This is a genomic window from Acinetobacter sp. AHP123, from assembly GCF_023757925.1.
Taxonomy (GTDB): domain Bacteria; phylum Pseudomonadota; class Gammaproteobacteria; order Pseudomonadales; family Moraxellaceae; genus Acinetobacter; species Acinetobacter oleivorans.
In genome coordinates this window covers 2,685,926-2,710,046 of record NZ_CP092454.1, presented here as the reverse complement: position 1 = coordinate 2,710,046, position 24,121 = coordinate 2,685,926, and the positions used below count along the sequence as shown (strand labels likewise).

At 37.7% G+C, this 24,121-nt stretch carries 21 protein-coding genes; 7 read left to right on the top strand and 14 right to left on the bottom strand.

Annotated elements, in window-relative coordinates:
* Positions 1-224: 224 nt before the first annotated feature.
* From MJX77_RS12905 to MJX77_RS12895, 3 genes are all read left to right on the top strand, one after another.
* Positions 225-1,898 (top strand): FMN-binding glutamate synthase family protein, encoded by a 1,674-nt coding sequence (locus MJX77_RS12905; RefSeq protein WP_252059287.1) that lies wholly within the window; start codon positions 225-227, stop codon positions 1,896-1,898.
* Positions 1,899-2,108: 210 nt separating this feature from the next.
* On the top strand, positions 2,109-3,164 hold the full coding sequence (locus MJX77_RS12900; RefSeq protein WP_252059286.1) for a linear amide C-N hydrolase: 1,056 nt from the start codon (positions 2,109-2,111) through the stop codon (positions 3,162-3,164).
* Between the two features lie 62 nt (positions 3,165-3,226).
* Positions 3,227-3,721, top strand: coding sequence for a hypothetical protein (locus tag MJX77_RS12895; RefSeq protein WP_151989195.1), 495 nt, complete (start codon positions 3,227-3,229; stop codon positions 3,719-3,721).
* 56 nt (positions 3,722-3,777) lie between these two features.
* Here MJX77_RS12895 and MJX77_RS12890 read toward each other — a convergent pair whose 3' ends face one another.
* From MJX77_RS12890 to MJX77_RS12870, 5 genes are all read right to left on the bottom strand, one after another.
* Positions 3,778-4,806: an alpha/beta hydrolase gene (locus tag MJX77_RS12890; protein WP_004791742.1), complete on the bottom strand. Its 1,029-nt coding sequence runs from the start codon at positions 4,804-4,806 to the stop codon at positions 3,778-3,780.
* Complete coding sequence (locus tag MJX77_RS12885; protein WP_107880867.1) at positions 4,806-5,927, bottom strand: YdcF family protein; 1,122 nt, start codon at positions 5,925-5,927, stop codon at positions 4,806-4,808. The genes MJX77_RS12890 and MJX77_RS12885 overlap by 1 nt, the downstream gene beginning before the upstream one ends.
* A 4-nt stretch (positions 5,928-5,931) precedes the next feature.
* Positions 5,932-6,966, bottom strand: a complete 1,035-nt coding sequence (gene murB / locus MJX77_RS12880) for a UDP-N-acetylmuramate dehydrogenase (protein WP_252059285.1) — start codon at positions 6,964-6,966, stop codon at positions 5,932-5,934.
* A gap of 19 nt (positions 6,967-6,985) precedes the next feature.
* Entirely contained in the window at positions 6,986-7,489 is a 504-nt protein-coding gene (locus tag MJX77_RS12875; RefSeq protein ID WP_252059284.1) for a low molecular weight protein-tyrosine-phosphatase, read from the bottom strand.
* 370 nt (positions 7,490-7,859) lie between these two features.
* The gene (locus MJX77_RS12870; RefSeq protein WP_111854160.1) at positions 7,860-8,087 is read right to left on the bottom strand and encodes a tautomerase family protein; all 228 of its coding nucleotides are present in this window, start codon (positions 8,085-8,087) and stop codon (positions 7,860-7,862) included.
* 62 nt (positions 8,088-8,149) lie between these two features.
* Between MJX77_RS12870 and MJX77_RS12865 the strand changes: the two genes are divergently transcribed.
* The gene (locus MJX77_RS12865; protein WP_252059283.1) at positions 8,150-8,620 is read left to right on the top strand and encodes a winged helix-turn-helix transcriptional regulator; all 471 of its coding nucleotides are present in this window, start codon (positions 8,150-8,152) and stop codon (positions 8,618-8,620) included.
* Positions 8,621-8,707: 87 nt separating this feature from the next.
* Here the strand turns inward: MJX77_RS12865 and MJX77_RS12860 are convergent, their stop codons facing one another.
* On the bottom strand, positions 8,708-9,481 hold the full coding sequence (locus tag MJX77_RS12860) for a DUF4882 family protein (RefSeq protein ID WP_252059282.1): 774 nt from the start codon (positions 9,479-9,481) through the stop codon (positions 8,708-8,710).
* A 425-nt stretch (positions 9,482-9,906) separates the two neighbouring features.
* Positions 9,907-10,215 carry a YcgJ family protein gene (locus tag MJX77_RS12855; RefSeq protein ID WP_191900136.1) on the bottom strand — a complete coding sequence of 103 codons (309 nt, stop codon included), beginning with the start codon at positions 10,213-10,215 and terminating at the stop codon, positions 9,907-9,909.
* Between the two features lie 349 nt (positions 10,216-10,564).
* Here MJX77_RS12855 and MJX77_RS12850 point away from each other — a divergent pair, with 349 nt between their 5' ends.
* Both MJX77_RS12850 and MJX77_RS12845 read left to right on the top strand, forming a co-directional pair.
* Positions 10,565-11,722, top strand: coding sequence for an iron-containing alcohol dehydrogenase (locus tag MJX77_RS12850; protein WP_252059281.1), 1,158 nt, complete (start codon positions 10,565-10,567; stop codon positions 11,720-11,722).
* Positions 11,722-12,156 (top strand): acyl-CoA thioesterase, encoded by a 435-nt coding sequence (locus tag MJX77_RS12845; RefSeq protein ID WP_252059280.1) that lies wholly within the window; start codon positions 11,722-11,724, stop codon positions 12,154-12,156. The genes MJX77_RS12850 and MJX77_RS12845 overlap by 1 nt, the downstream gene beginning before the upstream one ends.
* 47 nt (positions 12,157-12,203) lie before the next feature.
* Here the strand turns inward: MJX77_RS12845 and MJX77_RS12840 are convergent, their stop codons facing one another.
* The 5 genes from MJX77_RS12840 to amvA all read right to left on the bottom strand — a co-directional run bounded on the left by MJX77_RS12840 (position 12,204) and on the right by amvA (position 21,148).
* The gene (locus tag MJX77_RS12840) at positions 12,204-14,432 is read right to left on the bottom strand and encodes a phosphocholine-specific phospholipase C (RefSeq protein WP_252059279.1); all 2,229 of its coding nucleotides are present in this window, start codon (positions 14,430-14,432) and stop codon (positions 12,204-12,206) included.
* 324 nt (positions 14,433-14,756) lie between these two features.
* A complete protein-coding gene (locus tag MJX77_RS12835; RefSeq protein WP_252059278.1) occupies positions 14,757-16,844 on the bottom strand; it encodes a DNA polymerase III subunit gamma/tau in 2,088 nt (695 codons plus the stop codon).
* Between the two features lie 123 nt (positions 16,845-16,967).
* Positions 16,968-17,600 (bottom strand): metalloprotease secretion chaperone CpaB, encoded by a 633-nt coding sequence (gene cpaB / locus MJX77_RS12830; protein WP_252059277.1) that lies wholly within the window; start codon positions 17,598-17,600, stop codon positions 16,968-16,970.
* 21 nt (positions 17,601-17,621) lie between these two features.
* Positions 17,622-19,403, bottom strand: a complete 1,782-nt coding sequence (gene cpaA / locus MJX77_RS12825; protein ID WP_252059276.1) for a metalloendopeptidase CpaA — start codon at positions 19,401-19,403, stop codon at positions 17,622-17,624.
* A 266-nt stretch (positions 19,404-19,669) separates the two neighbouring features.
* Positions 19,670-21,148 carry a multidrug efflux MFS transporter AmvA gene (gene amvA / locus MJX77_RS12820; protein ID WP_151685115.1) on the bottom strand — a complete coding sequence of 493 codons (1,479 nt, stop codon included), beginning with the start codon at positions 21,146-21,148 and terminating at the stop codon, positions 19,670-19,672.
* 125 nt (positions 21,149-21,273) lie between these two features.
* Here amvA and MJX77_RS12815 point away from each other — a divergent pair, with 125 nt between their 5' ends.
* The gene (locus MJX77_RS12815) at positions 21,274-21,852 is read left to right on the top strand and encodes a TetR family transcriptional regulator (RefSeq protein ID WP_004791707.1); all 579 of its coding nucleotides are present in this window, start codon (positions 21,274-21,276) and stop codon (positions 21,850-21,852) included.
* Between the two features lie 47 nt (positions 21,853-21,899).
* Here MJX77_RS12815 and MJX77_RS12810 read toward each other — a convergent pair whose 3' ends face one another.
* The gene (locus MJX77_RS12810; protein WP_252059275.1) at positions 21,900-23,159 is read right to left on the bottom strand and encodes a serine hydrolase domain-containing protein; all 1,260 of its coding nucleotides are present in this window, start codon (positions 23,157-23,159) and stop codon (positions 21,900-21,902) included.
* Between the two features lie 71 nt (positions 23,160-23,230).
* Positions 23,231-24,085 carry a MaoC family dehydratase gene (locus tag MJX77_RS12805; RefSeq protein WP_107880882.1) on the bottom strand — a complete coding sequence of 285 codons (855 nt, stop codon included), beginning with the start codon at positions 24,083-24,085 and terminating at the stop codon, positions 23,231-23,233.
* Between the last annotated feature and the right edge of the window lie 36 nt (positions 24,086-24,121).

Below are 24,121 nucleotides of genomic sequence, written 5' to 3'. Positions count from 1 at the left end.
TATATCAATTTAATAATTAAGTATTTAATAATTTATTTAATCTCCTAAACCTCCAAATTAGATAATAATAATCGCTTAAATACTTTTTTAAAAATCTATTTCTAAATTGAGTGAACCACAGCTGTACTGTTTATTTTCTCTTGAAACTAACAATTCCACACTTGTAGTTTCACTTGCTTCTTGGCAAGGTATGTACCAGTAAAACATTAGGAATTTGTTCCAATATGGCGAGTCCAGCACAAATCATTCGACATAAATTTCTCAATACATTCTTTTCGCGCCATTCTCTCTGGTTCTTATGTATTTTTACTGCACTAAGCATCACCTGGTTTCGAACCGTATATACCCCTCACAGTATCTATTATTTTATTTCTGATACTCTCCTTAACGGGTTATGGGTGCTTACAGGTGCACTAAGTTTATTAGGTCTTTACGATGTTTTGCAGAATAAACATTCAATTCTAAGAAACTACCCAATTATGGGACATTTTCGTTTTTTGTTTGAAGATATACGCCCCGAAATTCGTCAATACTTTATTGAAGCGGATCAAGATGCTCTACCTTTTTCTCGCATGCAACGAAGCTTAGTTTATCAACGTGCTAAAAACGAAAATGCAGATAAACCATTTGGTTCAATCATTGACGTTTATCAAGAAAATTATCGATTCATTGTCCATTCAATAAGCCCTTGCCCACCAGCAGATCCAAAGAGCTTTCGTATTCAGGTGGGTAATACACAATGCCTTCAACCGTATAGTGCATCAATTATGAACATCTCTGCCATGAGCTTTGGTAGTTTAAGCGCCAACGCGATTCGCGCGTTAAATAAAGGTGCGCAGTTAGGCGGGTTCTATCATGATACTGGCGAAGGTAGTTTAAGCCCTTATCATCTGGAAAATGGCGGTGATATTGTTTGGCAAATTGCCAGCGGTTATTTTGGCTGTCGTACCTTAGATGGGAAATTTGACGAACAGAAATTTGCCAAGCAATCTCAATTACCACAGATCAAGATGATCGAGCTGAAGCTTTCCCAAGGTGCAAAACCAGGTCATGGTGGTATTTTACCTAAACATAAAATTACCGCAGAAATTGCACAAATCCGTGGGGTTTCTCGCGATCATGACTGTATTTCTCCGGCAAAGCATTCTAGTTTTTCTACCCCTATTGAAATGATGCATTTCTTACAGAAATTGCGCACATTATCTGGCGGTAAACCAGTTGGTTTTAAACTCTGTATTGGTCAACCTTGGCAATTCATGAGTATTGTTAAAGCAATGCTAGAAACAAAAATTGTTCCTGACTTTATTGTCGTTGATGGGTCTGAAGGTGGTACAGGTGCAGCACCAATTGAGTTTAGCGACAATATTGGTACTCCATTACGTGAAGGTTTGCGCTTTGTTCATAACACCCTTGTAGGTGCAGGACTAAGAGATCAAGTTAAGATTGGTGCGAGTGGTAAAATCATTAGTGCCTTCGATATTGCCAGTACTTTTGCTCTAGGTGCAGATTGGGTTAATTCAGCACGTGGTTTTATGTTTGCTGTTGGATGTATTCAGGCACAAAGCTGTCACACTAACCAGTGTCCTGTAGGTGTTGCAACCCAAGATAAAGACCGTCAAAAAGCAATTGATGTACCCACTAAATCAGAACGAGTATTTAATTTTCATAAAAATACATTGCATGCATTATCAGAAATGATTGCTGCGGCTGGTTTACGTCACCCTTCTGATATTAAAGCTCACCATTTGGCTCAGCGAGTAAACGACCGTGAAATTAAGAACTATGCTCAATTACATTTTTTCTTAAAAGAAGGCGAACTTTTACAGTCTGAACTTAATAATGACGATGATAATTTTTATTATCGGATGTGGAATATGGCGGATGCTAATCACTTTTAATTTATATTAACTTGATAGATTGAGCATTACATTTAGAGTGTGATGCTCTTCTATATTTGAAATGAATATGTGATTTCCCCTCAAATTTCATTCCCCTTTTAATTTGTCTTTAATAGATTTTTCACCTAATATAAAAGTATAAATAACGTACACAATTTAATTTTATTTAATAAAAAATTTTTAATGCTTATAACAAGAAGGTAGCTCATCATGTTGAAAAAAACATTCATCTCTTCTTTTGTCGCACTAGCAGTAGGTTTAAGTAGCTATGCTGTTGCTTGTACACGTGCCGTATATTTAGGCAATAACCAACATATTATTACTGCTCGTTCAATGGACTGGAAAGTTGATACGGGTACAAATTTGTGGATTATGCCAAGCGGGGTTAGTCGTGACGGTAGTGCAGGCTCCAATTCAATAAAATGGACGTCTAAATATGGAAGTGTAATTGCCACAGGCTATGAAGTTTCCACAACAGATGGAATGAATGAAGCTGGCTTGGTTGCTAACATTTTATGGTTAGTGGAGTCTCAATATCCAGATGTGAAAAAAACGGATAAGCCTTTACTTAGTATTGCGGCATGGGCTCAATATGTACTTGATAATTTCGCAACTGTCGATGAAGCCGTTAAAGCATTAGAAAAAGAACCTTACACGATTGTGACCGATAATGTCCCAGGCGAAACACGCCTCACTACCCTGCATTTATCTATTTCTGACAAAACAGGTGATAGCGCAATTATTGAATATATTGGTGGAAAACAAGTGATTCACCATAGTCGCAGCTATCAAGTCATGACTAACTCGCCTACTTTCGATAAGCAACTTGCACTTGCCGAATATTGGAAACAAATTGGTGGAACAATCATGCTCCCCGGTACAAATCGAGCATCCGATCGCTTTGCACGTGCATCTTTTTACATCAATGCAATTCCTAAAAATGATGATAGTAAACAAGCTCAAGCCTCTGTATTTAGTGTCATTCGAAATGCATCTGTTCCCTATGGACTAAATACTCAAGAAGAACCGAATATCTCTTCAACTCGCTGGCGAACTGTAGCCGATCATAAACAGATGCTTTACTTTTTCGAGTCAGCACTATCACCAAATTTATTTTGGGTTGATTTGAAAAAGATTAATTTTAAAGATGGTAAAACACGTAGACTAGATTTAGGCCCTGATCAAAGCCATATATATGCAGGTGATGCCACTTCTTCTTTTAAAATTGCAAAACCATTTGTATTTTTAAGCCCATCTATGCGTTAATTTATGTCAAAATTTACTACACTTAACATAAATAATATTAAGCATACTCTCTTGGAATTTATATGATGAAGAAATCTCTACTCTTATTGGGTTCATGTCTACTTACAGCGGCTTGTAGCACCACACAGGTTAGTACAACAGCTCCTAAAGAGGTAAAGACAGCGGGTCAGCTAAACTGCTCCCCAACTGAACTATGCCCAAGCTTGCTCGTGAAATGGAACGAGAATCAAAAAGATCAGCTTCGTGTAGATGTTCATTTAAGTAGTAGTTATAACTTTTATGATATTAACGAGTTAACATTTGATATTGATGGGAAACGATTTAACTATCAACCTGCTCAATCGACTGAAAAAACGAATGTGAGCCGATTAGTTCCTAAACATTCTACAACGTTCTTTGTTATTCCAAGTAAATTCTTGCAAGAGTTTAAAAGTGCTCAAAATGTAAACGTTTTGATAAAAACGGATAAGGGAACAATCGAACGCAATATGTATAGTCCACAAAAGCAGTCTTCGGTTTATAAAAACTTTATGCAGCTTTATCAAAATTCAAAATAAAGTACAAAGATTAAGTCATGCATCTATCCAATTTTTTGGATAGATGCATTATTTTTTTAATAATAAAAATGTTTTGGCTTCGCATGTAAAAATGCTGGAATCAATCCCGTTAAAGCTGCACGTATATCCGCACGCTCATTAATTAATTGATGAGACCCTTCTTCTAGCATTAATAACGTTTGTAGTCTAAATTTGCGACGAATAAATTCAATGTTGTAACGCCAATCAACTGTCTGATCGAGAGCACCTTGTGCAAGCCAGACGGGAATACGACAAGCAGGCCGCTCTTCCATTTCTTGCATCCATTTAGACATTGCCAAAATCCAGTCCATGCCCATCATTCGAGGCTGCAAAGGATCTTTTAAACGAATGAAACGTAAAAATTCAGGATTATGATTATTACGTCTAAAGTGTCTTGGTACTTGACGCTTAATACGGCGAATAATGCCCAATCCAACTGGGTTATGCCACCATGCTGTTTTTGCAGGACGAATCAAAGGAGAAAGTAACAAAACTCTATCTACAATCGGATCTTGGCGTTTTTCAGCATATTCCAATAAGTGATGCATCCAGATTGCGCCACCCGTACTTTGTCCAATTCCTACCCAAGGTTTTGGTAACTGATCTGCATGTTTTACATATTGATAAACAGCCATCAGAACTTGTTGATAGTGATCAAAATTTTGAATACTTGCTGGTGAGCCATTGCTTAAACCATGCCCTGGTAAGTCATAGGTAATGACACTAAAGCCTTGTTCAAGAATTTCACGAATAATGGGCTGATAAATACCACTATGCTCAAGATAGCCATGTAATAAGCAGACAGTACCTTGTATTTTTTCTACTTTAGGCTTGAAAACTTGCACATGTAATCGAAACAAAGGCATTTGAACATAGCCCTGCCAATGATCACATTCAAGTAAATGCAAACCATACAACTTACGGTAAGCCAGTAAATCTCGAGACGGTTCTTCTAATGTATTTAAATTAAGTGGACTTAGAACCTGTGGCGTAAGATCACGGTTAGGAACCGGCAAATCTAATTGTTTTAATACGGCAGGATTGAGAAATGGGATATCTGACATTAAGGTACCTCTCGACAATCACTTGAGCCAAACAACATGTCGCGAATTGTCGCAAGTAATTCATAATTTGCACGACGGCTATGATCGTAATTTTGCACACTTGGTTGCCAGCGTGTCAGTGGTGTTGGCATTGGAGCCACAACAGGAATGGTTTCTATACCATTTAAAGCAAATAGTCGGCGAGTACGCGGCATATGGTATTCATCTGTAACCAACATGACCGTCGGTGCTCCACCCTTTTTCTGAAGTAATAGAGAACTAAATCTTGTATTCTCACAAGTATTCATACTACGTTTTTCTAGTAACTTTGCATCAACACCGCGCTCTTTTAACCAAGCTTGCATATAAGGTGCTTCAACACCGCTCAGTACAATAGGAAGCTGATTTTGTTTTTCAACTTCTAAGGTTTTTTCTAGTCTCAAGCGTGTATAACCATTAACTACAATATCTTTTCCATTTTTATCAAGAGTCAAACCACCACCTAAAACAACAATTGCATAAGGTTGTGACAACTTTTTAGATGGGGCTGGTAATGGATTTTTACGAACATACTCGATTTTCTGTTCAGGTTCGCTAACAGCTTTTTGATGTTCTGGCACTACAGGTTTTCGTGCTAAAAACTCGGTATATTGCTCTGTAAGAGCCTTATTTTCTGAACTATTAATAAAGAGGGCTTCATCAATAGGGCTACTTGCTTCATCAGCAGCATCAATTTCTGAGTTTTTCACGACTAAAGGAACCGTTACAGAAGCGGCTGCCTCTGAATCTTGTTCCTTTTCTTCTAAAAGAATAATTTGCTGCAAAGCCTTATAGTTTTCTTGAAGATAGGTCAGATCTGTTGTCTTTTTTTCACGTAAAGCTTTTTCAGTCAGCTTTAAATACGCTTGACGAGCAATCCATAGATTTGAACCCGGCTCTAAATTATCATGTTCACTTAATGCCGCCTGTCTCTGACTTTCAGCAGCAACTTGATTCACATCAACCGGTACAAAATAATTAAGTCCAGCTACAATTAATTTTGAATAAAACGGCGAATATAAAAAAACCACGAAACAGCCTAATAGTACAAATAGCACGGTGACTACTTGTACTAAACGTACCATTAAGTGTACTTTTGGCATAAAACTATTCCGTATGATTTTCAATTAAACCTAAACTGTTATAAAGCACAGGCTCTGGTTCTAACATAATATGGAAACGCTGATCAACATCATGTTGTACAGCCTGATAAGTTTTCTTTACATCAGTAAGAGATGCATTGGCATAATTCACCAAAACTAATGCCTGTTTATGAAACATCCCTACCATATCGAGTTGCTTCCCTTTCCAACCCGCCTGATCAATTAACCATCCTGCTGCAATTTTAACGTTTCCACTGGCTTGAGGATAATGTGGAATTGTTGAGAATTGTGTGATTAGACGTTCAAAATCTTGAGGATTAACAATCGGATTTTTAAAGAAACTACCTACATTTGGATATTCTTTTGGATCGGGAAGTTTACTTTGGCGAATATGGATCACTTGATTTTGTAAGTTTTCAGCAGTCTGATTGTCTCCAACTGCTTGCTTCAAATCACCATAGTTAAGTTTTAAATTTGGCTGTTTAAGTAATTTAAAAGTGACATGTGTGATGATGTAACGGTTCGGATCATCTTTAAAAATACTATGGCGGTAAGTGAAATGGCAGTCAGCAGCTAAAATTGACTGAGTTTCTTTCAATTTACGGTCATACACTTGTACCGACTCAATAAACTCACCGACCTCTACTCCATAAGCACCAATGTTTTGTACGGGTGAAGCACCTACTAAGCCTGGAATAAGCGCTAAATTCTGCAAACCAAACCAATTTTGCTGAGTGCTATATAAAACGAAATCATGCCAAACCTGCCCTGCACCCACTTTAACCCGAACGAAATCATGATCATTTGATAAAACTTCAATTCCTTGAATATCAAGATGAATCACTAAGGCATTGATCTGCTGCGGCAACAACATGTTACTACCGCCCGATAACACAAGTACATTTAAATGATGCTGCTTAGCAAAATCCAAAGCTTCTTCAATATCCAGAATATTACCGACTTTTGTGTAATGTGAAGCTGTTGCATCTAAACTTAATGTATTGAATGGCTTAAGCTGTACCTGATTTTGAATTTGCATTGTGTTGAAAAACCTATTCTTAAACATTCAATTGTTTTTTTAAAATATTAATCCACGCCAAACTACTAGACTCGCATTGGTCAAGTACGCGCTCGAAGCCATCAGCACCGCCATAATATGGATCAGGTAAGGCTTGTTGCAGATATTGAGGATCATGCTCACTCATTAAAGCTACTTTTGCTCGAATTTGATGGCTACCAAATTGAAAAATAGCGCTTTGTAGCATGTCATGAATATCATCAAAGTTTTGATGATCCATTGCTAAAATCAAATCAAACTCTAAAAAGTCTTGAATTGAAAGCTGCCTTGCACGTAAAGATGATAAGTCATAACCTCTTTTTTTAGCGTGCAGCTGACTACGCTGATCAGGTGCTTTATTTGGATGATAATTACTCGTTCCAGCTGAATCGACAATGACATTAAGTTGATGTGCATCACAATAATGTCTGAAAACCACTTCAGCCGTGGGAGAACGGCAAATGTTTCCTAAACAGACGCATAACACCTTATATTGTGTTTCCATTAGAAACTACTTCCAAACATTTGAATTAAATAGAAATAAATATGGAGCATGTAAAACCCTGACAAAACTATCAATGATTGTCAGAATCGAATTGACCATTGTGACGTGTTGCATTTTGTCAAAACTCACATGGCTTGAAAAGGAAAATAATGTTTATCAATAGATTAAAAGTTGATAAATCAGTCGATAAAGTAGCTGACCTTCTAATTTTGAATAAAACAATAAAGCCCTCCGAAGAGAGCTTTTACAGCAAAGCAGACACTCACATTATTAATAATTATATGAGTTTTACATCTTAAAACAGGTTAGCAAATACTTAACTTGCAACTTATGATTTACTAATACAGCTTTAGTAAAAGGCCCAAAACAATCATTTAACGTTGCTAATCAACTCAATCATTTCCTTCGTTGGCCTTAAGCTACCTAATTGCCACTGTTCAGGTGGATGTTCATCAATTCGAATCCAAACATGCTCTTGAAAAGCTGGATTTCCCTTTCCTTCTATCTCTACAAATAAATCTGTTATTCGTTTGAAAAGCTCGGCTTTACTATCTTTATCTAGTAAACCCTCTATAGTTTGTATATTTATAAATGGCATAATGCTACCTGAATTAAGCCTAGGTCTAAATTATAGACCCATGTTAATTGGAGCTTCCTAGAATGTCAAATATTATTCCAGATCAAAGATTTTCAGTAGATACATGTGGAATCTTCAAAATTGCTGAGATATTGAACGATAGTTGGACGATCCTATTGTTGAGAGAAGCTTTTTACGGCGTAACGAAATTTAATGATTTTCTAGACAATACAGGTATATCAAAGCAAATTTTATCTAATCGTCTAAAACATCTCATCCAACTAGAAATATTTGAACTATCAATTTATAAGGAAGTGGGTGTACGAGAGCGCAAAGAATACTTACTCACCCAAAAAGGTAAAAGCCTAAATATTGTTTTACTTGCCATGCTTGAATCTGGTAGTAATTTTATTGAAGCAGATAAAGATGTCGTGAAAGTTTTTAAGAAGAATTCAGATGATCAACTCAAATTAAAGCTTGTTGATTCATCTAATCAAGTCATAGATCTTAATAATCTGGAACTGAAACTCATTCCTCGCAGAAATAAGGAATAATTTGTTCTGTTCATCTCACTTTCGTTTAACTGTAAAAAAGCCACTCGAAAGTGGCTGATGAGAATTTTTTTAAATTTAACAGACTTTTTACAAAGCTACTCCACAAATATCCTTAGTACCTGTTGGATAACTTTGTGTAATTTTTGATTGATCAAGTAGAAACTCAATCGAAACATCTTTATTTACATCAGTTGCAGCTAAATCATAAAAATTAGAGGTTAATGAAAAATACAAGTTATCTAGTTTGGATGGGAAAGTAGCAAAATAACCTTTATTAACCCCATTAAAAACTAAACCAACTTGATTAGAATTCTGATTAATATAGATACCGATTTTTTGATAACCATCAGAAGTAACTTCAGGAGCTAAATTAAATCCATTAGAAACTAATGCACTATCATTTGAAGTCGTTTGAATATAAAAATTATTAGTTGTGGGACCATGTTGATAAGCCACTATAAAATGTACAGCCTTACCGTTCTGCATGATTCCACCAGATAAAGCCGGGAAAATATTTACATAGCCTGTATTACCTAATGTTGGAACTTTAATTTTATATTCAAAAGCGATAATTCCAGTTGTCGGTAGTATTTTGTCACCACGCGTATAGAGCGAAGCCTGAGAATCATTTGTGGCTAATACTCTTGTAAGATAGTCCTGACTGTAAGCCATATAAATGGGACTTTGCTGAGAGGTCTTATAGGAAAATTTATTTCCTGTAATAGTTGGGAACTTCTGAACAGAAGTATTACCTAAAGATTGTAATTGAGTTAGCGTTGCATCAAAGTTATAAGTACATTCTGCAAAAGCACTCCCTACTCCACCAAAACTCATTATTGTCGCTAGTATTATCTTTTTCACATCATTATCCTGTTTTTATTTTGAACACTTAGTATAAACAAGTGGGTAAATATTTTTATAAAATCCGATAAGTGACAAACATACGGGTAGTTAACTATTTTCAATAACATCTCTGATTTTCTAATTAATTCGATAATTATTTTGCCTTACTATTCATCCATGATAATTAAGGATTTAATGTGTTAAGAGTCCGCATTAATTAAAACAAATGCTACCTTCTTCATAATTGCAAACCCATAAAATTTTTCAATGCCGGTAATACAACTTATTAAACTAGTCTTTATTTATATATTCAGAAAACCTAAATAAAAAACTGATTTTTCAGAGCTTATATAGTTTTTAATTAGTAATCTATTTTATCTTATATTTTCTAGAGAAAAGCCCAAGTATTATGGGCTTTTAAGCAAAATGAAGACAGAAATCATTTATTTTTTAAATAACTTATCAGTCATAGTTCTATCAATCTTGCTACGATGCCCATTCTCAAAATATCGATCGACGTGACATAGTTTCGTTTTGGTATCACAGAACACACCATTTGAGAGTGTAAATGCTGAAGTATCAAAATCGCCTTGAGAAAATGCTCTGTTGGCTTTGTGAGTTCCTAAGTATTTGGCTGTAAGTTTTTTAGATACACCCTTCTTGTCAGCACAAATATATTTGTCACAAATTACACCCTTTTTTGGTGAATAGACGCTAGAGCTAGTTTTAGCCATTACTGCGGAGCTCAGCATGAAGCAAGTGCATCCAATAACACTAAGTAAAGTTTTAGAAATTTTCACTTTTTGAACCGAATAAAATTATAAATTGTTAAGACATTATATGAATTAGCAGCCTTCAGGAAAATCTACTGAACAGTATAAATAACAAAAAGCCCACCTTTCGATGATCTTTTAAATTACTTGTATGATCTCCTTCTATCGCCTGACTCTGACCACATGAAAGTAGTGCTTATCTCATATAACACTCAACATAATCGCCTCAGAACTACTTTATTTTAAGGAGTCTTATGCTAAGTTATTTGAAGATTGAATCTTATAGAACCGTTCGACAATAATTTTCAAAAATAAGGAAATAATGTATATGAGCCATTTTCAATTTCAAACCGTTCCAAATATCATCTCTGGCTTAGGCTCTATACAAGAATTACAAAATGTTTTGTCTTCAAAAGCTTACCGTAAGCTATTGCTAGTCACCGATGCTGGTATGGTCAAAAATCAATTACACCAGCCCATTCTTCAAATTTTAGATACCCTCAATATTGAATATGTTATTTATGCAGATGTTCAGGCTGACCCACCAGAACAAGTTGTTTTAGATGCAGCCAATTATGCAAAACAGCAAAATGTAGATGCCATTATTGGTTTTGGTGGAGGCAGTTCTTTAGATGTTGCAAAAGTTATTGCTTTACTCGCCCACCCTGACCAAACTCAAAGTTTGCAAGAGATGTACGGCGTAAACCAAGTAACCACTGCTCGCCTACCACTTATTTTGATTCCAACGACAGCTGGTACAGGTTCTGAAGTAACGCCTATTTCAATTGTGACTACTGGCGAGACAACAAAAATGGGGATTGTCTCTCCAATACTGTACGCCGACACTGCGATTCTTGATGCTACTTTTACTCAAAACCTTCCAGCACATATTACCGCTGCAACAGGTATCGATGCGATGGTGCATGCTATTGAGGCATATACGTCTAAACACAAGAAGAATATATACACCGATATTTTAGCTAAGAATGCTTTGAAGTTACTAAACCATAACTTACCGAAAGTTCTTAAAGATGGTAATGATTTAGAAGCACGTCAAAACATGCTGTTCGGTTCAATGCTCGCAGGTCAAGCGTTTGCAAACTCGCCTGTTGCCGCTGTACATGCTTTAGCTTACCCACTTGGCGGCCATTTTCATTTATCGCATGGGCATACTAATGCCTTAGTGTTGGTCGAAGTATTAAAATTTAATGCACCTAATGCAAAAAAATACTATGCAGAGCTTATGCAATGGCTAGATCCATATAGTAATGGCAGTACTGATGGCTTGTGTGATCTGTTTATTGACCATATGCAGAACCACTTAGACCGTAGTGGCTTGACCTTAAAACTTAGAGATTTGGGTATTAATGAGTCCAGCTTACCTAGACTTGCTCAAGATGCCATGTTGCAAACTCGCTTACTACAAAATAACCCACGTGACATGACAGAAGCCGCTGCTTTGGCAATTTATCAGGCGATTCATTAATGACTAAACCAGTTTTAAAAAACCGAGATCAATTTAAGTTCTTTTTTGATATTCAAACGCGTTGGGCAGATAACGATATTTATGGTCATGTGAATAATGTGACTTACTATAGCTACTTCGATACAGCAGCCAATGCTTTACTCATTCAGAAAACAGGTTTTGATATTCATGAAGCAAAGTCAATTGGGTTAGTGGTTGATTCAGCTTGTAGCTTTTTACAAGAGTTATCATTTCCAGAAATTATTCAGGTAGGTGTGGCGATTGATAAAATCGGTACGACTTCACTACGTTATGAATTGGCGATCTTTAAACAAGGTCAAGATCAAGCCTCAGCTCAAGGACATTTTGTGCATGTGTTTGTAGATCGTGAAACGCGTAAGACTGTACCCATTTCTGAGTCAGTTCGTGAAGCTTTAGAAAGTTATTTATTATAAAAAATGGGGCAAAAAGAAAATGATTTGTTCTTTTTGCCCACCTAAACTTACATCATTGCGGGATCACTAAAAGAGTCTTCACCCGTTTCAACTCGGCCCGAAAAACGTCGGTAATAATACGGATCACTCTGACTGGTGATTTCAAAATCATACCAATGCCCGACATCAGCCAAAGCCCAATGTTGTTTAACAACCTGTCCATATTTTACGGTAAGTTGTAAAGGCACATCTTGTCGATATGCACAAGGTTTTACCGTCAATATTGCATCCTTGGTTCCTTCATTCATGAGTTCAACATAAACATCACCGTTAGCAATGTCATAGCACACTCGAATTTCGGGTTTAACACCACTATCAACAATGCGTTGAGTATCGCCTTTAAAATGACGATGGTAGCCATTTGGACCAAGTACCCATAGGTCATAACGGCCTAAGTTATCTTTTAAAGCGTCCCATTCATCATCTAAAGTTTTATTCGGCTCGACAATATAACGCTTTGGAATAAGGTCTAGGTTAAGTTTGTCATATACATGAAAAACCGCTGCTTGCTGACCTGTATTAGAGAAAATCAATTGCACTTTACCATCGGCTTTACAGCGCGCGCTGGTGTGCAGTTCATAAGGTAGCGCACGCGACAGACGTATGCCACTTTGCTGAATCGGTAACTTAATATCAGTAGGTACAGGAACAGCTGGTAAAGCTTCTTGATTTTCTCTTAGCTCATCGGCCTGCAAACGTGTTTGTTTACCATTGAGCTGCGGTAAAACATCTGCATTTGGTGTTTTAAAGTTAAATGCACTGGTTAAATCACCACACACTGCACGGCGATATGGACTGATATTCGGCTCTTTTACACCGAAACGTTTTTCTAAAAACATGAGCACAGAAGTATGGTCAAACACTTGCGAGTTCACCCAGCCACCACGACTCCATGGGGAAATCACATATAACGGAACACGAGGACCCGGACCATAAACTCGTCCATCGGGTGTAGGCTGAGAATGACTCCCCTCAGGCGCTGCGTGGTCAAAATACTCATCCTGCATATCAGCACTACTTAATGTCGATTTGCCAGCGTATTGGCCATTTTTGAGTCGAGATGGCGCTGATGGTGACGGTACATGGTCAAAGTAGCCGTCATTTTCATCGAAATTGATAATGAGTGCTGTTTTACTCCAAACCTCTGGCACAGCAGTTAATGCATCAATAATTTCTTGAATAAACCAAGCCCCTTGAACTGGGCTTGAAGGGTCTGGATGTTCACAATAAATCGATGGCGCATTAATCCAAGAAACTTGAGGTAACTTACCTTCACGAATGTCGCGTTTAAAAGCATCGAGATATTCTTCTGGTTTATTGCCCGGCAATGTATTTGCAATGCCTTTATAGAGTGGATTTTTAGCATTATCCGTTGCAGCATCATAGGCTTTGTACGGTAGTTTTTGTCCCGTATCTGCATATGGTTTATTTGGTTCACCACCGCTTGCAACTGGATAACCAGATGCAATATTTGCCTTTCTAAACGTACGAAATGCTCCAAGCATGTTATCGCCCCATTCATCTGGCATATTTTGATAACAAATCCAGCTTACCCCTGCTTCTTCTAAACGCTCAGCATAAGTCTTCCATGTATAACCACGATCTGCCGTGGCAGGGTTACCATCAATCCAGTCCCATTCATTATTTACAAATGAATGCTTGGTCGGTGTTGCACCATTTGTACCCGTTAAATGAAAAGAGCGGTTTGCATCTGTTCCAGTGTGCATAGAGCAATGGTAGGCATCACAAATCGTAAAGGCGTTCGCAAGTGCAAACTGATATGGAATTTCTTTTTCTTTAAAATAACCCATGGATATATCAGTTTTATGGGCTGGCCAGTTCGTCATACGCCCATTGTCCCACGCCAACTGACTGTCGTTCCAAGTATGTGGCGTACCATCTGCACGCTGTGCATTATTGGCTGTACCATCTAAGTGAAAAGGCATTAAAACTTGCCCATTACTTCTAAGCTGCTCCCAAACACGGCGGCCATTTGGCAGAGGAATCGTAAAACGATCGGCAAACCCTCGGACGCCTTTTAATGTTCCGAAGTAATGGTCAAAAGATCGGTTTTCCTGCATTAAAATAATAACGTGTTCAACATCCTGAATGGTGCCAGTTTTATTGTTTGCAGGAATTGCTAAAGCTTTTTGAATACTAGATGGGAACGCTGCCAATGCCGCTGCACCAAAACCCATATTTAAAGAATAATTTAAAAATTTACGACGTGTAATCATGATCAGGTTCTTTTTATTATTTAAGTTTATGGAGCACAGCGCATTACAGGCTTTTTACCTGTATCTGGTGTATTTGAATTATCATTTGATGAGTCGTTACAACCACTCAGCAGAATCGCGCCGATTAATAAAAAATATGAATATTTAAAAGAAGTTATTCCAGTGCATTGCCTTTTCATTGCTGTATACAATCCATTTAAAATCTAAAATGGCTAACATAGAAAACTACAATGACAGTGACATGACCCAAATATTTCAATCCAGTGAAAAATATGAAAATTCTATTATTTTCATATTCTGCACAAGATCAAAACTCAGTTAAATTTAAGGCTTTAATTGAATATTTTGTAGTTCGCCATCAAAAGTTTCTATGAGACTCTTAATAACTGGCTGTTGCTGTAATAGCTCGGCTGCTCGGTGAAAGGCTTTTTCTTTACGCGCACTTTGAATGGTATATGGTGTAGATGTATTCAAAGCACCATATTCAACTGTAAATTGAGTATGCGGCCATTGCTCATTTAATGTATCAATAAGGCCTTGCTGCAATTGGGTCAGCATATTTTCATATTCTTGAGGAATATGGAAAATAGTATTGCCGCCAATTTCACCAGTCATCACACCATGTTGAGCAAGTTCTTGAACGGCTGGTGAAAGCTGACTATTTCTAAACCAATATTCCCACTTTTCGAGTGTCCACTCACCTTCCAAAACTTGAGGAGCCAGCTTCAAGATATCTTGAGGCATCAACTGACCGTTATCAGTTGCACTAGGCTCTTTTACAACGGCAACTGTTTCTGTTTGAACCATTACTTCGGCTTGTACAAATGACTGTTGTTCAATAACAGGTTCAGAAGACAAATCAGGAGTTATAGGCGCATCTTGATCAAGGGAAAATTCAGCGCTAGATGTCTCAAACAAACCTTGAGGCTCAGCAGAAAAAGCTGGTTCTGGTTCAATTTGTTTTGCTGGGGTTTCTAACTGAACTTGTACTAACTTTTGTTCTGGTACCGGAATGAAATCTTCTTCCAAAACACTAACAGTCTCTTGAACAACTGCTGACTCAAGTCCAATCAACTCATGATGATTTGGGTCAAATACCATTAAATCCTGATTAGACTGAGGTTTAGGTTCAGGTTCAGGTTCAGGTTCAGGTTCAGGTTCAGGTTCAGGTTCAGGTTCAGGTTCAACCATAGAGGGTTGACTAATAACTTCAACAGGCTGAATAGCACTTACAGGAGCAATATCTTGCACTTGTTGCTGTACTTGGTGATTCACCACTGCTTGTCCATTTTGTTGAACAGGCTCTGATACTAAAATTTCATTTGGCGCTAAAGGACGGAATGCCAATAAGCGTAAAACACACATTTCAAAACCTTGCTCTTGCGTCACGGCAAGTTGCAAGTCTGAACGACCTTTACAAGCGATTTGGTAATAAAGCTGCAAATCTTGCGCAGAAATCAGCTTAGACAGTTGCATGATTTTGCGATTGATTTCATCGCTATATTTCAAACTCAAATCAGGTAGATATTGTAAAATTGCCAATTCATGCAATGTCGAAATCAACTGATCAAGCACCAGTGAAACATCTAACGCTTGATGTCTAAATTGCAATAAAAGCTGACTAACTTTCTCACGTTGGTTCTGATGAATCGCTAAAATCAAATCATAAATAATCGTACGGTCAATCAAGCCAAGCATTTCTTTAACATCTTGATGATGTACAGAACCTTGACCATAAGCAATCGCTTGGTCAGTTAAAGATAATGCATCACGTAATGAACCTTGAGCAGATTCAGCAATTTGCCAAATTGCATCCTGATCGGCATTAATTTGCTCTTTTTCAAGAATAGCACCAAGGTGCTTGGTAATTTCATCGACAGCTAAAGGTCGTAGAGTAAATTGCAAACAACGTGAAATGACCGTAATTGGTAGCTTTTGTGGATCAGTCGTTGCAAACAGAAACTTAACGTGTTCTGGTGGTTCTTCTAGTGTTTTTAATAACGCATTAAAAGAATGCGTAGAAAGCATATGCACTTCGTCAATCAGGTAAACTTTAAAACGACCTTGCGTTGGCGCATAAGGAACGTTGTCTAAAAGTTCACGTGTATCTTCTACTTTTGTTCTTGAAGCAGCATCGATTTCGATCAGGTCAATGAAACGGCCTTCATTTACCGCTTTACACGTTGCACAGACTTCACACGGCGTTGAAGTCACACCCATTTCGCAGTTCAAACACTTGGCTAAAATACGTGCAATTGTAGTTTTACCTACACCACGCGTTCCTGTAAATAAATAAGCATGGTGAAGACGACCGCGTTCCAATGCACTACTTAATGCACGAGAAACATGGTTTTGTCCCACTAACTCATTGAAATTACGTGGACGGTATTTTCTAGCAAGTACTTGATACATGTATGCTCCTTTTTACAGGCATAAGCATACTTTGTTTTTAAAAGAGTGTGAACGCATAAAGCTCATATCCGTACAGATAAACTGCGAACTGACTTCTTTTCTCTACCAGAACCATTTATTTGTCTAAGGATGATCATGATGAAGCTCTTGATCAGTTACACCTTCATCCATGGTTTGGACCAGCCCTACACCATTCTTAATTTCAGCCGAATAATTTCCTTTCTCGGTAAAAATCTGCATGATCGTATAATGGTCTTTTTGACTTTGAGTAATGGTAAAGAAATTCTGATTTGGATCGCCCTGATCAAATTTGCCAGTCCACCGAACAATATCTTGGTCAACAGGTTCGATCTCTACAATTTTACCTGTGCGATTAATGCCATATTCCAACATTTGGAACTTAACAGTGTCGCTCACTTTTTTAAGTTCAATCACATTTGGATCATATTTAATGATCATACCTTTCGCATTTTTAAGCAGAGGAAAATTAACATTCGAAGGTAATTGATCCTTTTCTATTTCATTAAAAACAATCTGTTGCTGTGACAACTTTTCCTTTTCTGATGAACTCAAATTCAGCATATTTTGACGAGTAAATTCATTCTGGCTATCTGTCACTTTTGTCCCAGACTCTTGCCGACTTTCTAAAGGCGACGTTAAAGCAGAAGAGCTTTGCTGTGAAAAAGCAAACCAGATTAAAACTACTAACGCCACACAAGCGATAGCAGTTCCTATTAACAATTTATTTTTCTTCATTATTTACAGCTAAAATAGAGATTAGTTATATAGAGAAATTTTCTGCGCATTCAGGTTAATGACACTGACAGCATCAATCTTGCCTTCTTCACCTAAACGTACACCATATTTAGGGTTATATAGATACGGACTCGAATAGAAATTAATATTATTACCACCCATTGCTGTACTCCCTAAAGGATGAGCAAAGCCTGAACCAATATTGGTTGAACCATTATGGTACAGGCCAAGATTATGCCCGACTTCATGGCGCATGGCCGCGAAAGAACAACCTGCAATATCATTTGCGCCAATCATATTATATGCAGAAGCATTGATCCAAGCCCAACCACAGCCACCGTCACCAGGTTCATTACCTTGATAATAAACACCATCTGCCAATACACGTTTTCGCTCATTTTGTACCGTGGTGTCATCTCGTCCAGTCGAAATTGCTTCTTTTAAAGTGGTAGCAGGGATTTTATAAGTTAAATAGCCCACATCTCTTAAGTAAAAACGTGCATTCGAATTTTCAGCAGTTAAATTTGTTAAATTTACGCCTTCAATCATTCTAAGTTTTGCAGCGCTCTCACCTAAAATTGAGTTTACTTCTGGGCTAGAAACCAACAACATATCAATTGTATAACTATCTACTGTCCAGCCTTGAGCGGTATAAATAAAACGGCGATTTTCACCATTTTTAATTGCAGTAGACAAGCCATTAGCCGCATTAATATAGGTGTCTGCCGACGCATTCGACACAATAACCACCTTATCCCCGACTTGAGCTTTAGCGGGTAGCTGCAAGGTCGGTTGCCAATTTGATGTAGACAGTTTCACCTTTAATGTGGGCTGAGTCATATTCGGTAAAGTTGCAGGGATTGTTGCCGATGAATCAATCACCTTTGTTGGTGAAGAGATCAGCTGCCAATATCCTTTGTCGCTTACATACATAAACTCATATTGATCGCCTGTTTTAAGCGTTAAAGTCGCTTGGCTATTAATATTGGTGTTATTAATTTTTGCAGACCAAGTCGCTGTAGACTTGATAATAATTCTATCTCGATCACTTGCAGTCGTAGGTAAAGTGAAATTCGAAACCCAATTTCCATCTCCAAATGAAACTTCCGTTAGCGGGCTACTTACCGCGGCTAATGACGTTCCAATTTGCTGAACATTTAGCTTCTGAGGTTTTATATATTCTGGAACCCATTTCCCTAAAGCAGAATAATATTTAAACCAATATTCAGAGCCATTTTTTAATGTAAAACTGCTCGGGAATAGTAAATTTGTTTTATCAATCTCTGAGCTTGCACTTGCTGTAGAAACAATTTGTACGGTTGTTCCGTCACGTACATCACTCGGTAATGCAATGGTTTGTGCCCATTTGTCATTTTGAATGAGTACTTTTTGAATTGATGCAGTTGTTAATGGAACAACTTCATAGGTCGCCCCATTAGTAGGACTCACTGTCGCTAACTGAGCGATCCATTTATTTTGACTGCTATTAAAGATGAATTGATAAACATCTCCACTATTTATCTTCAACACTTCTAACGGAATATTGGTATTAGAAGTATCTAAATAACTACTATAAGCGGCACTAGAACGAACTGTAATCTTGTCCGAATTATTAGCGCTTACCGGTAAAGAGAGATTTTTGACCCAATTCCCATTTGCTAAAGAAAATTCTAAATCTGAATAACCAGATGGAATTGATCCACTATTATTATTCTGATTTGGTGAAAGTACAGTTGCGGCATATACAAGTGAAGACGCAACAATTGCTCCAATAATGAGTGATGTTTTTAATTTAAAATTCACAGCTGCCTCTTTTATTTGTTTTTAGATTTTCGAATAGCAGGTTAACAAACCATTTTTTTACAGTCAATTTTCGATCAATTCATTTTTCATTAAATTTCAATTACATGAATATTGAATCATTTTGAAATAAAAACATGAAACCTGTTAAAGAATAGTTTGTTTATGAGAATTAAATAACCAATTTTCGATATGAAGAAAATATTAAAAAAGATATTTAAGGATAAAAAGAAAGATAACCTCTCTTTTTATCCTCTATTTTGAATTTCTTAATTTACTTTCTTTGGAAAGCTAAACCAGACAAATACAGTTAAAAGGAAGAAACAAATAGCTGAAATGGTAAGCACCCAACTATGCGCATAGCTAAAAGCTTGCTGAGCAACTGCAATTAATTGCCCTCCCAAAGGGCTTTCAAGGTTAGAAGCTAATTGCATGGTTTCACCAATCGAGATACTCGCTTTTTCAATTAAGTTCGACGGAAGCTCTGCTGGCAAAATAATTGAGCGACTATAAAACCAAGATAACATTAACCCAAATATAGCAACGCCCAAACCAGCACCAAGCTCATAGGCCATACCTTCGATCGCACCTGCTGCACTTGCCTTTTGAGGTGGAACGGATGACATAATGGCGGCAGTTGAAGCCAATAAGGCAATCTCAATGCTAAAGCCTAAAAAGACCATACACGTCCACGCTAAAAAGTGATCGGTCGAGAAGTTAAGCTGGGCAAGCCCCCATAGACTAAATCCACTTATTAAAATACCAACAGTAGATACAAGTCTAAGTCCCCACTTATTCAAGCAAATACCAGCTAATGGACCACCTAAACTAATTGCAATCATGAATGGAATAATAAACATGGCTGCCTGTAATGGTGAAAACCCATGTACAAACTGCAACTCTTGAGACAAAAGTAATTCGAACCCAACCAAAGCAATCATGGAAACCACCGCCATAACAATGCTGGTAGAAATGACTGGATGTTTAAATAACTCCAAATCAATCATTGGCGTGGTCGTTCTTTTTTGGCTTCGAATGAAGTGGATTAAAGTACTTATACCAACCACAAACATCACGACTGTAAGTACCGAGAAGTTGTACATCGCCGATTTGATTGAATAGATCAGGCTTAAAATTGCCACGACTAAAATTAAAGCTTGCCCTAAATTAATTGGCTGATCCGTTTTCTCTTGTTGTTTAGGAATGATCATCGCGATCATGACCAGAACGACTAAAATAATCGGGATATTGATGAGGAATACTGCTCCCCAATGGAAGTGTTCTAGTACAAAACCACCAACTAATGGACCAAAAGCTGCTCCGCCACCACCCACTGTAGACCAAAGACCAAGTGCAAAATTCCTCTGCTTTTCTTCAGTAAAAGCATTACGGATGCCTGATAAAGTGGCAGGAATAAGCATTGCTGCCCCTAGACCTAAAACAGCACGGGAAGCAATTAAGGCGTAAGCCGTTGGAGAAAAAGCCGCAGCTAAGGAACCGACTCCAAAAATTGCAGTTCCAATAAATAATAATTTTTTAAAGCCAATACGATCACCAAGTGCACCCATCGGCAAAATCAAACCCGCCATAATCAGTGAATAAATATCAATGACCCATAAAAGCTGATTGGCAGTTAAATTCAATGCTGCACTTAAAGATGGTGTTGCAACATGCATCACCGTTGCATCAATCGTAACTGGTAAATATATAAGGACGATAATTGTCAGGATTAACCATTTTTTTTGCATAACGCTCTTCAATATCCAAAACTTGGACATGTGTTCAAATCATGGTTATTATATACACAATTGGACACTTGTCCAACTTTTAGTTTTAATGTAATTTGTGTCGAATTCAGTCAGGTGAAAGAAACATGGCCTATCTTAATCGCGATCAACGCAGAGAAATGATTCTGCAAGCAGCCATGCAAGTTGCTTTGGCTGAAGGTTTTACAGCCATGACGGTACGCCGAATCGCAACAGAAGCACAAACCTCTACCGGACAAGTTCACCACCACTTTTCGTCGGCATCTCATTTAAAAGCTGAAGCTTTTTTAAAGCTCATGGAACAGCTTGATGAAATTGAACAAACTCTAAAAACCACTAGCCAATTTCAAAGGCTATTCATCTTATTAGGCGCAGAAAACATAGATAGACTTCAGCCCTACTTACGCTTATGGAATGAGGCTGAACTCTTAATTGAACAAGATGTTGAAATACGAAAGGCTTATAACCTTGCCATGCAGAATTGGCATCAAACAATTGTGCAAGCAATTGAATGTGGTAAAAAAGAAGGTGAATTTAAAAATATATCTAATTCAACAGACATAGCTTGGCGACTCATTGCCTTTGTATGCGGATTAGAAGGTATTTATCAACTTGGTTTACAAGGTTTAGCTGAAGAAGACTTTAAGCGTCATACTGAAGCAATTATTCGCCTAGAATTATTATAAATATAGAAGCTGGCATTCATTAGAATACCAGCTTTACAACACTAAAATTAGAACCAGCCTTTACGGCCTTTTAAAATTTGGTCAGTGCAACGTAAGGCTTCTTGAGTCAGCCCCCACAAACGATAATCACCCGTGATCGAACCAATTTGAAAATTATGAGTATAGGCAAAACTCAGGTCGCGCTCAGGATCGCACCACGCCCCTGAACCATTGTAACCAATATGTCCAAAGCCATTTTTAGCGCGTTTACCCATGGTAATAATGCGGTGATATCCTAAACGCCAATTCATCGGAATTGGCATGACACGATCCCGTGCATAACTTTGAATGGTACTGAGCTCTTTAAATATTTCTGGGCGAATAAGTTGCTGTCCATCCCATTCACCCTGATTTGCTAGCATCGCATAAATTTTAGCAAGACTATTTGCAGTAAACGTACCGTTTGCCGCCGGAATGACTGCTTGTAATCCTTCATCACTAAAGAAACTAAAATGCTTCATTCCTTTTGGAATCATGGCATCCTGAAAATCTTGCGGATCTTGCCCCGTCCACGTGATCATTTTTTCAGAAAGTGAACTCTTGCGTGCTTGAGCCTTTTTAGGTTTTTCAACTTGGGGAGCCGCTGGTTTTTCAGGTTTGGGTTGAATAATTAAACGTGCTACACGGTCTAGCTCACTTGCAGGCGTACCAAAATAAGCACCGTCTAACTGTAACGGTTCAACTAGATATTTTTGCATGAGCCGATCTAAAGATTGACCAGTTGCTTTTTCAAGCACGCCACCGACAAGCCAGCCAAATGTTAAAGCTTGATAAGCATTGCCCTCTCCGACAAGGAATCTAGGCTTAGTCGCTGCAATCACATTTAACATATGAGACCAGTCGAGCATTTCCCTTGCACTTTCAATAATATTTCGAACATCAAACATGCCGCTTTGATGACTTAGCACATGACGTAAAGTCATTTGCTCTTTACCATTTTGAGCAAACTCAGGCCAATAAGTCGCAATCGGTTTATCGTATTCTAAAAAACCTTTACTTACTAAAATATGCGCTAAAGTTGCAAGTACACCCTTACCTGTAGAGTAGCAAACTGCCAAAGTGTCAGGTTGCCAAGCTTCAGTTTGTGATTTGAGACCTGTATAAATATCTACAACTTTCTGGCCTCTAAAATAAACCGCTAATGCAGCTCCACCTTGTCCTGTTCTAGCATCTTGAAGACGGCTAAATTGGTGGGCTAAATCAATAAAACGTTCATCTAAAATACCGTGATAGTTATGGGTATCGGCCAGTAAAATTTCTTTAATCACATGAAGTTCCTTGCATTTTTTGTTATTTTGCTCAAAAGCAGCCCAAACATCTGTTCAGGCTGCTGATATTTTTATAATGCTTTTACAGTTCCTGCAACATGCGGTTTTTGTGATTTCGCATTACGAATCAAGAAATCAGTCTTTTTATCTGCATTGGCAGTTAAAAACTCAACTTTTGACGGTAAGAACATTGGTAGCTTAAACCACACATCTGCTTCATAAGCATTTGGTAATTCGAGGTTCGCTAGCGCTTTAGCCTTGCTCCACATGCCATGTGCAATTGCTTGTTTAAAGCCAAATGCTTTTGCTGTAATAGCATGAATATGAATTAAGTTAAAATCTCCAGACACTTTCGCATAACGGCGGCCTGTGTTTTCTAAAATATCCCACTGGGCCTTTGGAACATAAGCTGGCGCTTGTTCTTCTTTGGCTTTCTCCCCCACTCTTTTCTCGACTTTTTGACGAGATAAATAAGTTGTTAAGCCTTCCATCACCACTTCATTACCAACTTTTGCCGTGGTAATAAAGTCAAACTGAACACCTTTATCATGCGGTTTTAGTTCGCCAAATTTACATGACAAAGTTAGTTTTTCAGTTACACCAATTGGTCTGGTTTGTTTAATCTGGTTACGGATATGCACTAAACCTAAAATTGGAAATGGAAATGCTTCTGCTGTCATCATGTGCATTTGCAAACTTTGAGAAAGCACAGCCAAATAAATTGCGGGTACAAAGCCATTATTTTGAAAGCCACATACTTCGTTATAAGCTTTAAGATGACTTTGATCAATTTCTAGAGTATCTACTACATATTCAACTTGCGGTAAGATTTTTGGACCTTTCGGCTTTTTAAAAATTAAACCTTGTACCACTTTTGGGTAAGCTAATGCCGCTTTTGGTAGCTGGCTAAAATGACGAGTATTCATACCTAACCTTTTATAATTTATAGATTCTTGAATAAA

Bases quoted from the DNA above. Each gene is read 5' to 3' on its own strand.
- MJX77_RS12840 (WP_252059279.1), bottom strand. From the start codon at position 14,432: ATGATTACACGTCGTAAATTTTTAAATTATTCTTTAAATATGGGTTTT.
- MJX77_RS12885 (WP_107880867.1), bottom strand. From the start codon at position 5,927: ATGCCAAAAGTACACTTAATGGTACGTTTAGTACAAGTAGTCACCGTG.
- amvA (WP_151685115.1), bottom strand. From the start codon at position 21,148: ATGCAAAAAAAATGGTTAATCCTGACAATTATCGTCCTTATATATTTA.
- MJX77_RS12855 (WP_191900136.1), bottom strand. From the start codon at position 10,215: ATGCTGAGCTCCGCAGTAATGGCTAAAACTAGCTCTAGCGTCTATTCA.
- MJX77_RS12835 (WP_252059278.1), bottom strand. From the start codon at position 16,844: ATGTATCAAGTACTTGCTAGAAAATACCGTCCACGTAATTTCAATGAG.
- MJX77_RS12845 (WP_252059280.1), top strand. From the start codon at position 11,722: ATGACTAAACCAGTTTTAAAAAACCGAGATCAATTTAAGTTCTTTTTT.
- MJX77_RS12875 (WP_252059284.1), bottom strand. From the start codon at position 7,489: ATGGAAACACAATATAAGGTGTTATGCGTCTGTTTAGGAAACATTTGC.
- MJX77_RS12895 (WP_151989195.1), top strand. From the start codon at position 3,227: ATGATGAAGAAATCTCTACTCTTATTGGGTTCATGTCTACTTACAGCG.
- MJX77_RS12850 (WP_252059281.1), top strand. From the start codon at position 10,565: ATGAGCCATTTTCAATTTCAAACCGTTCCAAATATCATCTCTGGCTTA.
- MJX77_RS12815 (WP_004791707.1), top strand. From the start codon at position 21,274: ATGGCCTATCTTAATCGCGATCAACGCAGAGAAATGATTCTGCAAGCA.
- MJX77_RS12865 (WP_252059283.1), top strand. From the start codon at position 8,150: ATGTCAAATATTATTCCAGATCAAAGATTTTCAGTAGATACATGTGGA.
- murB (WP_252059285.1), bottom strand. From the start codon at position 6,966: ATGCAAATTCAAAATCAGGTACAGCTTAAGCCATTCAATACATTAAGT.
- MJX77_RS12805 (WP_107880882.1), bottom strand. From the start codon at position 24,085: ATGAATACTCGTCATTTTAGCCAGCTACCAAAAGCGGCATTAGCTTAC.
- MJX77_RS12900 (WP_252059286.1), top strand. From the start codon at position 2,109: ATGTTGAAAAAAACATTCATCTCTTCTTTTGTCGCACTAGCAGTAGGT.
- MJX77_RS12905 (WP_252059287.1), top strand. From the start codon at position 225: ATGGCGAGTCCAGCACAAATCATTCGACATAAATTTCTCAATACATTC.
- cpaB (WP_252059277.1), bottom strand. From the start codon at position 17,600: ATGAAGAAAAATAAATTGTTAATAGGAACTGCTATCGCTTGTGTGGCG.
- MJX77_RS12870 (WP_111854160.1), bottom strand. From the start codon at position 8,087: ATGCCATTTATAAATATACAAACTATAGAGGGTTTACTAGATAAAGAT.
- MJX77_RS12890 (WP_004791742.1), bottom strand. From the start codon at position 4,806: ATGTCAGATATCCCATTTCTCAATCCTGCCGTATTAAAACAATTAGAT.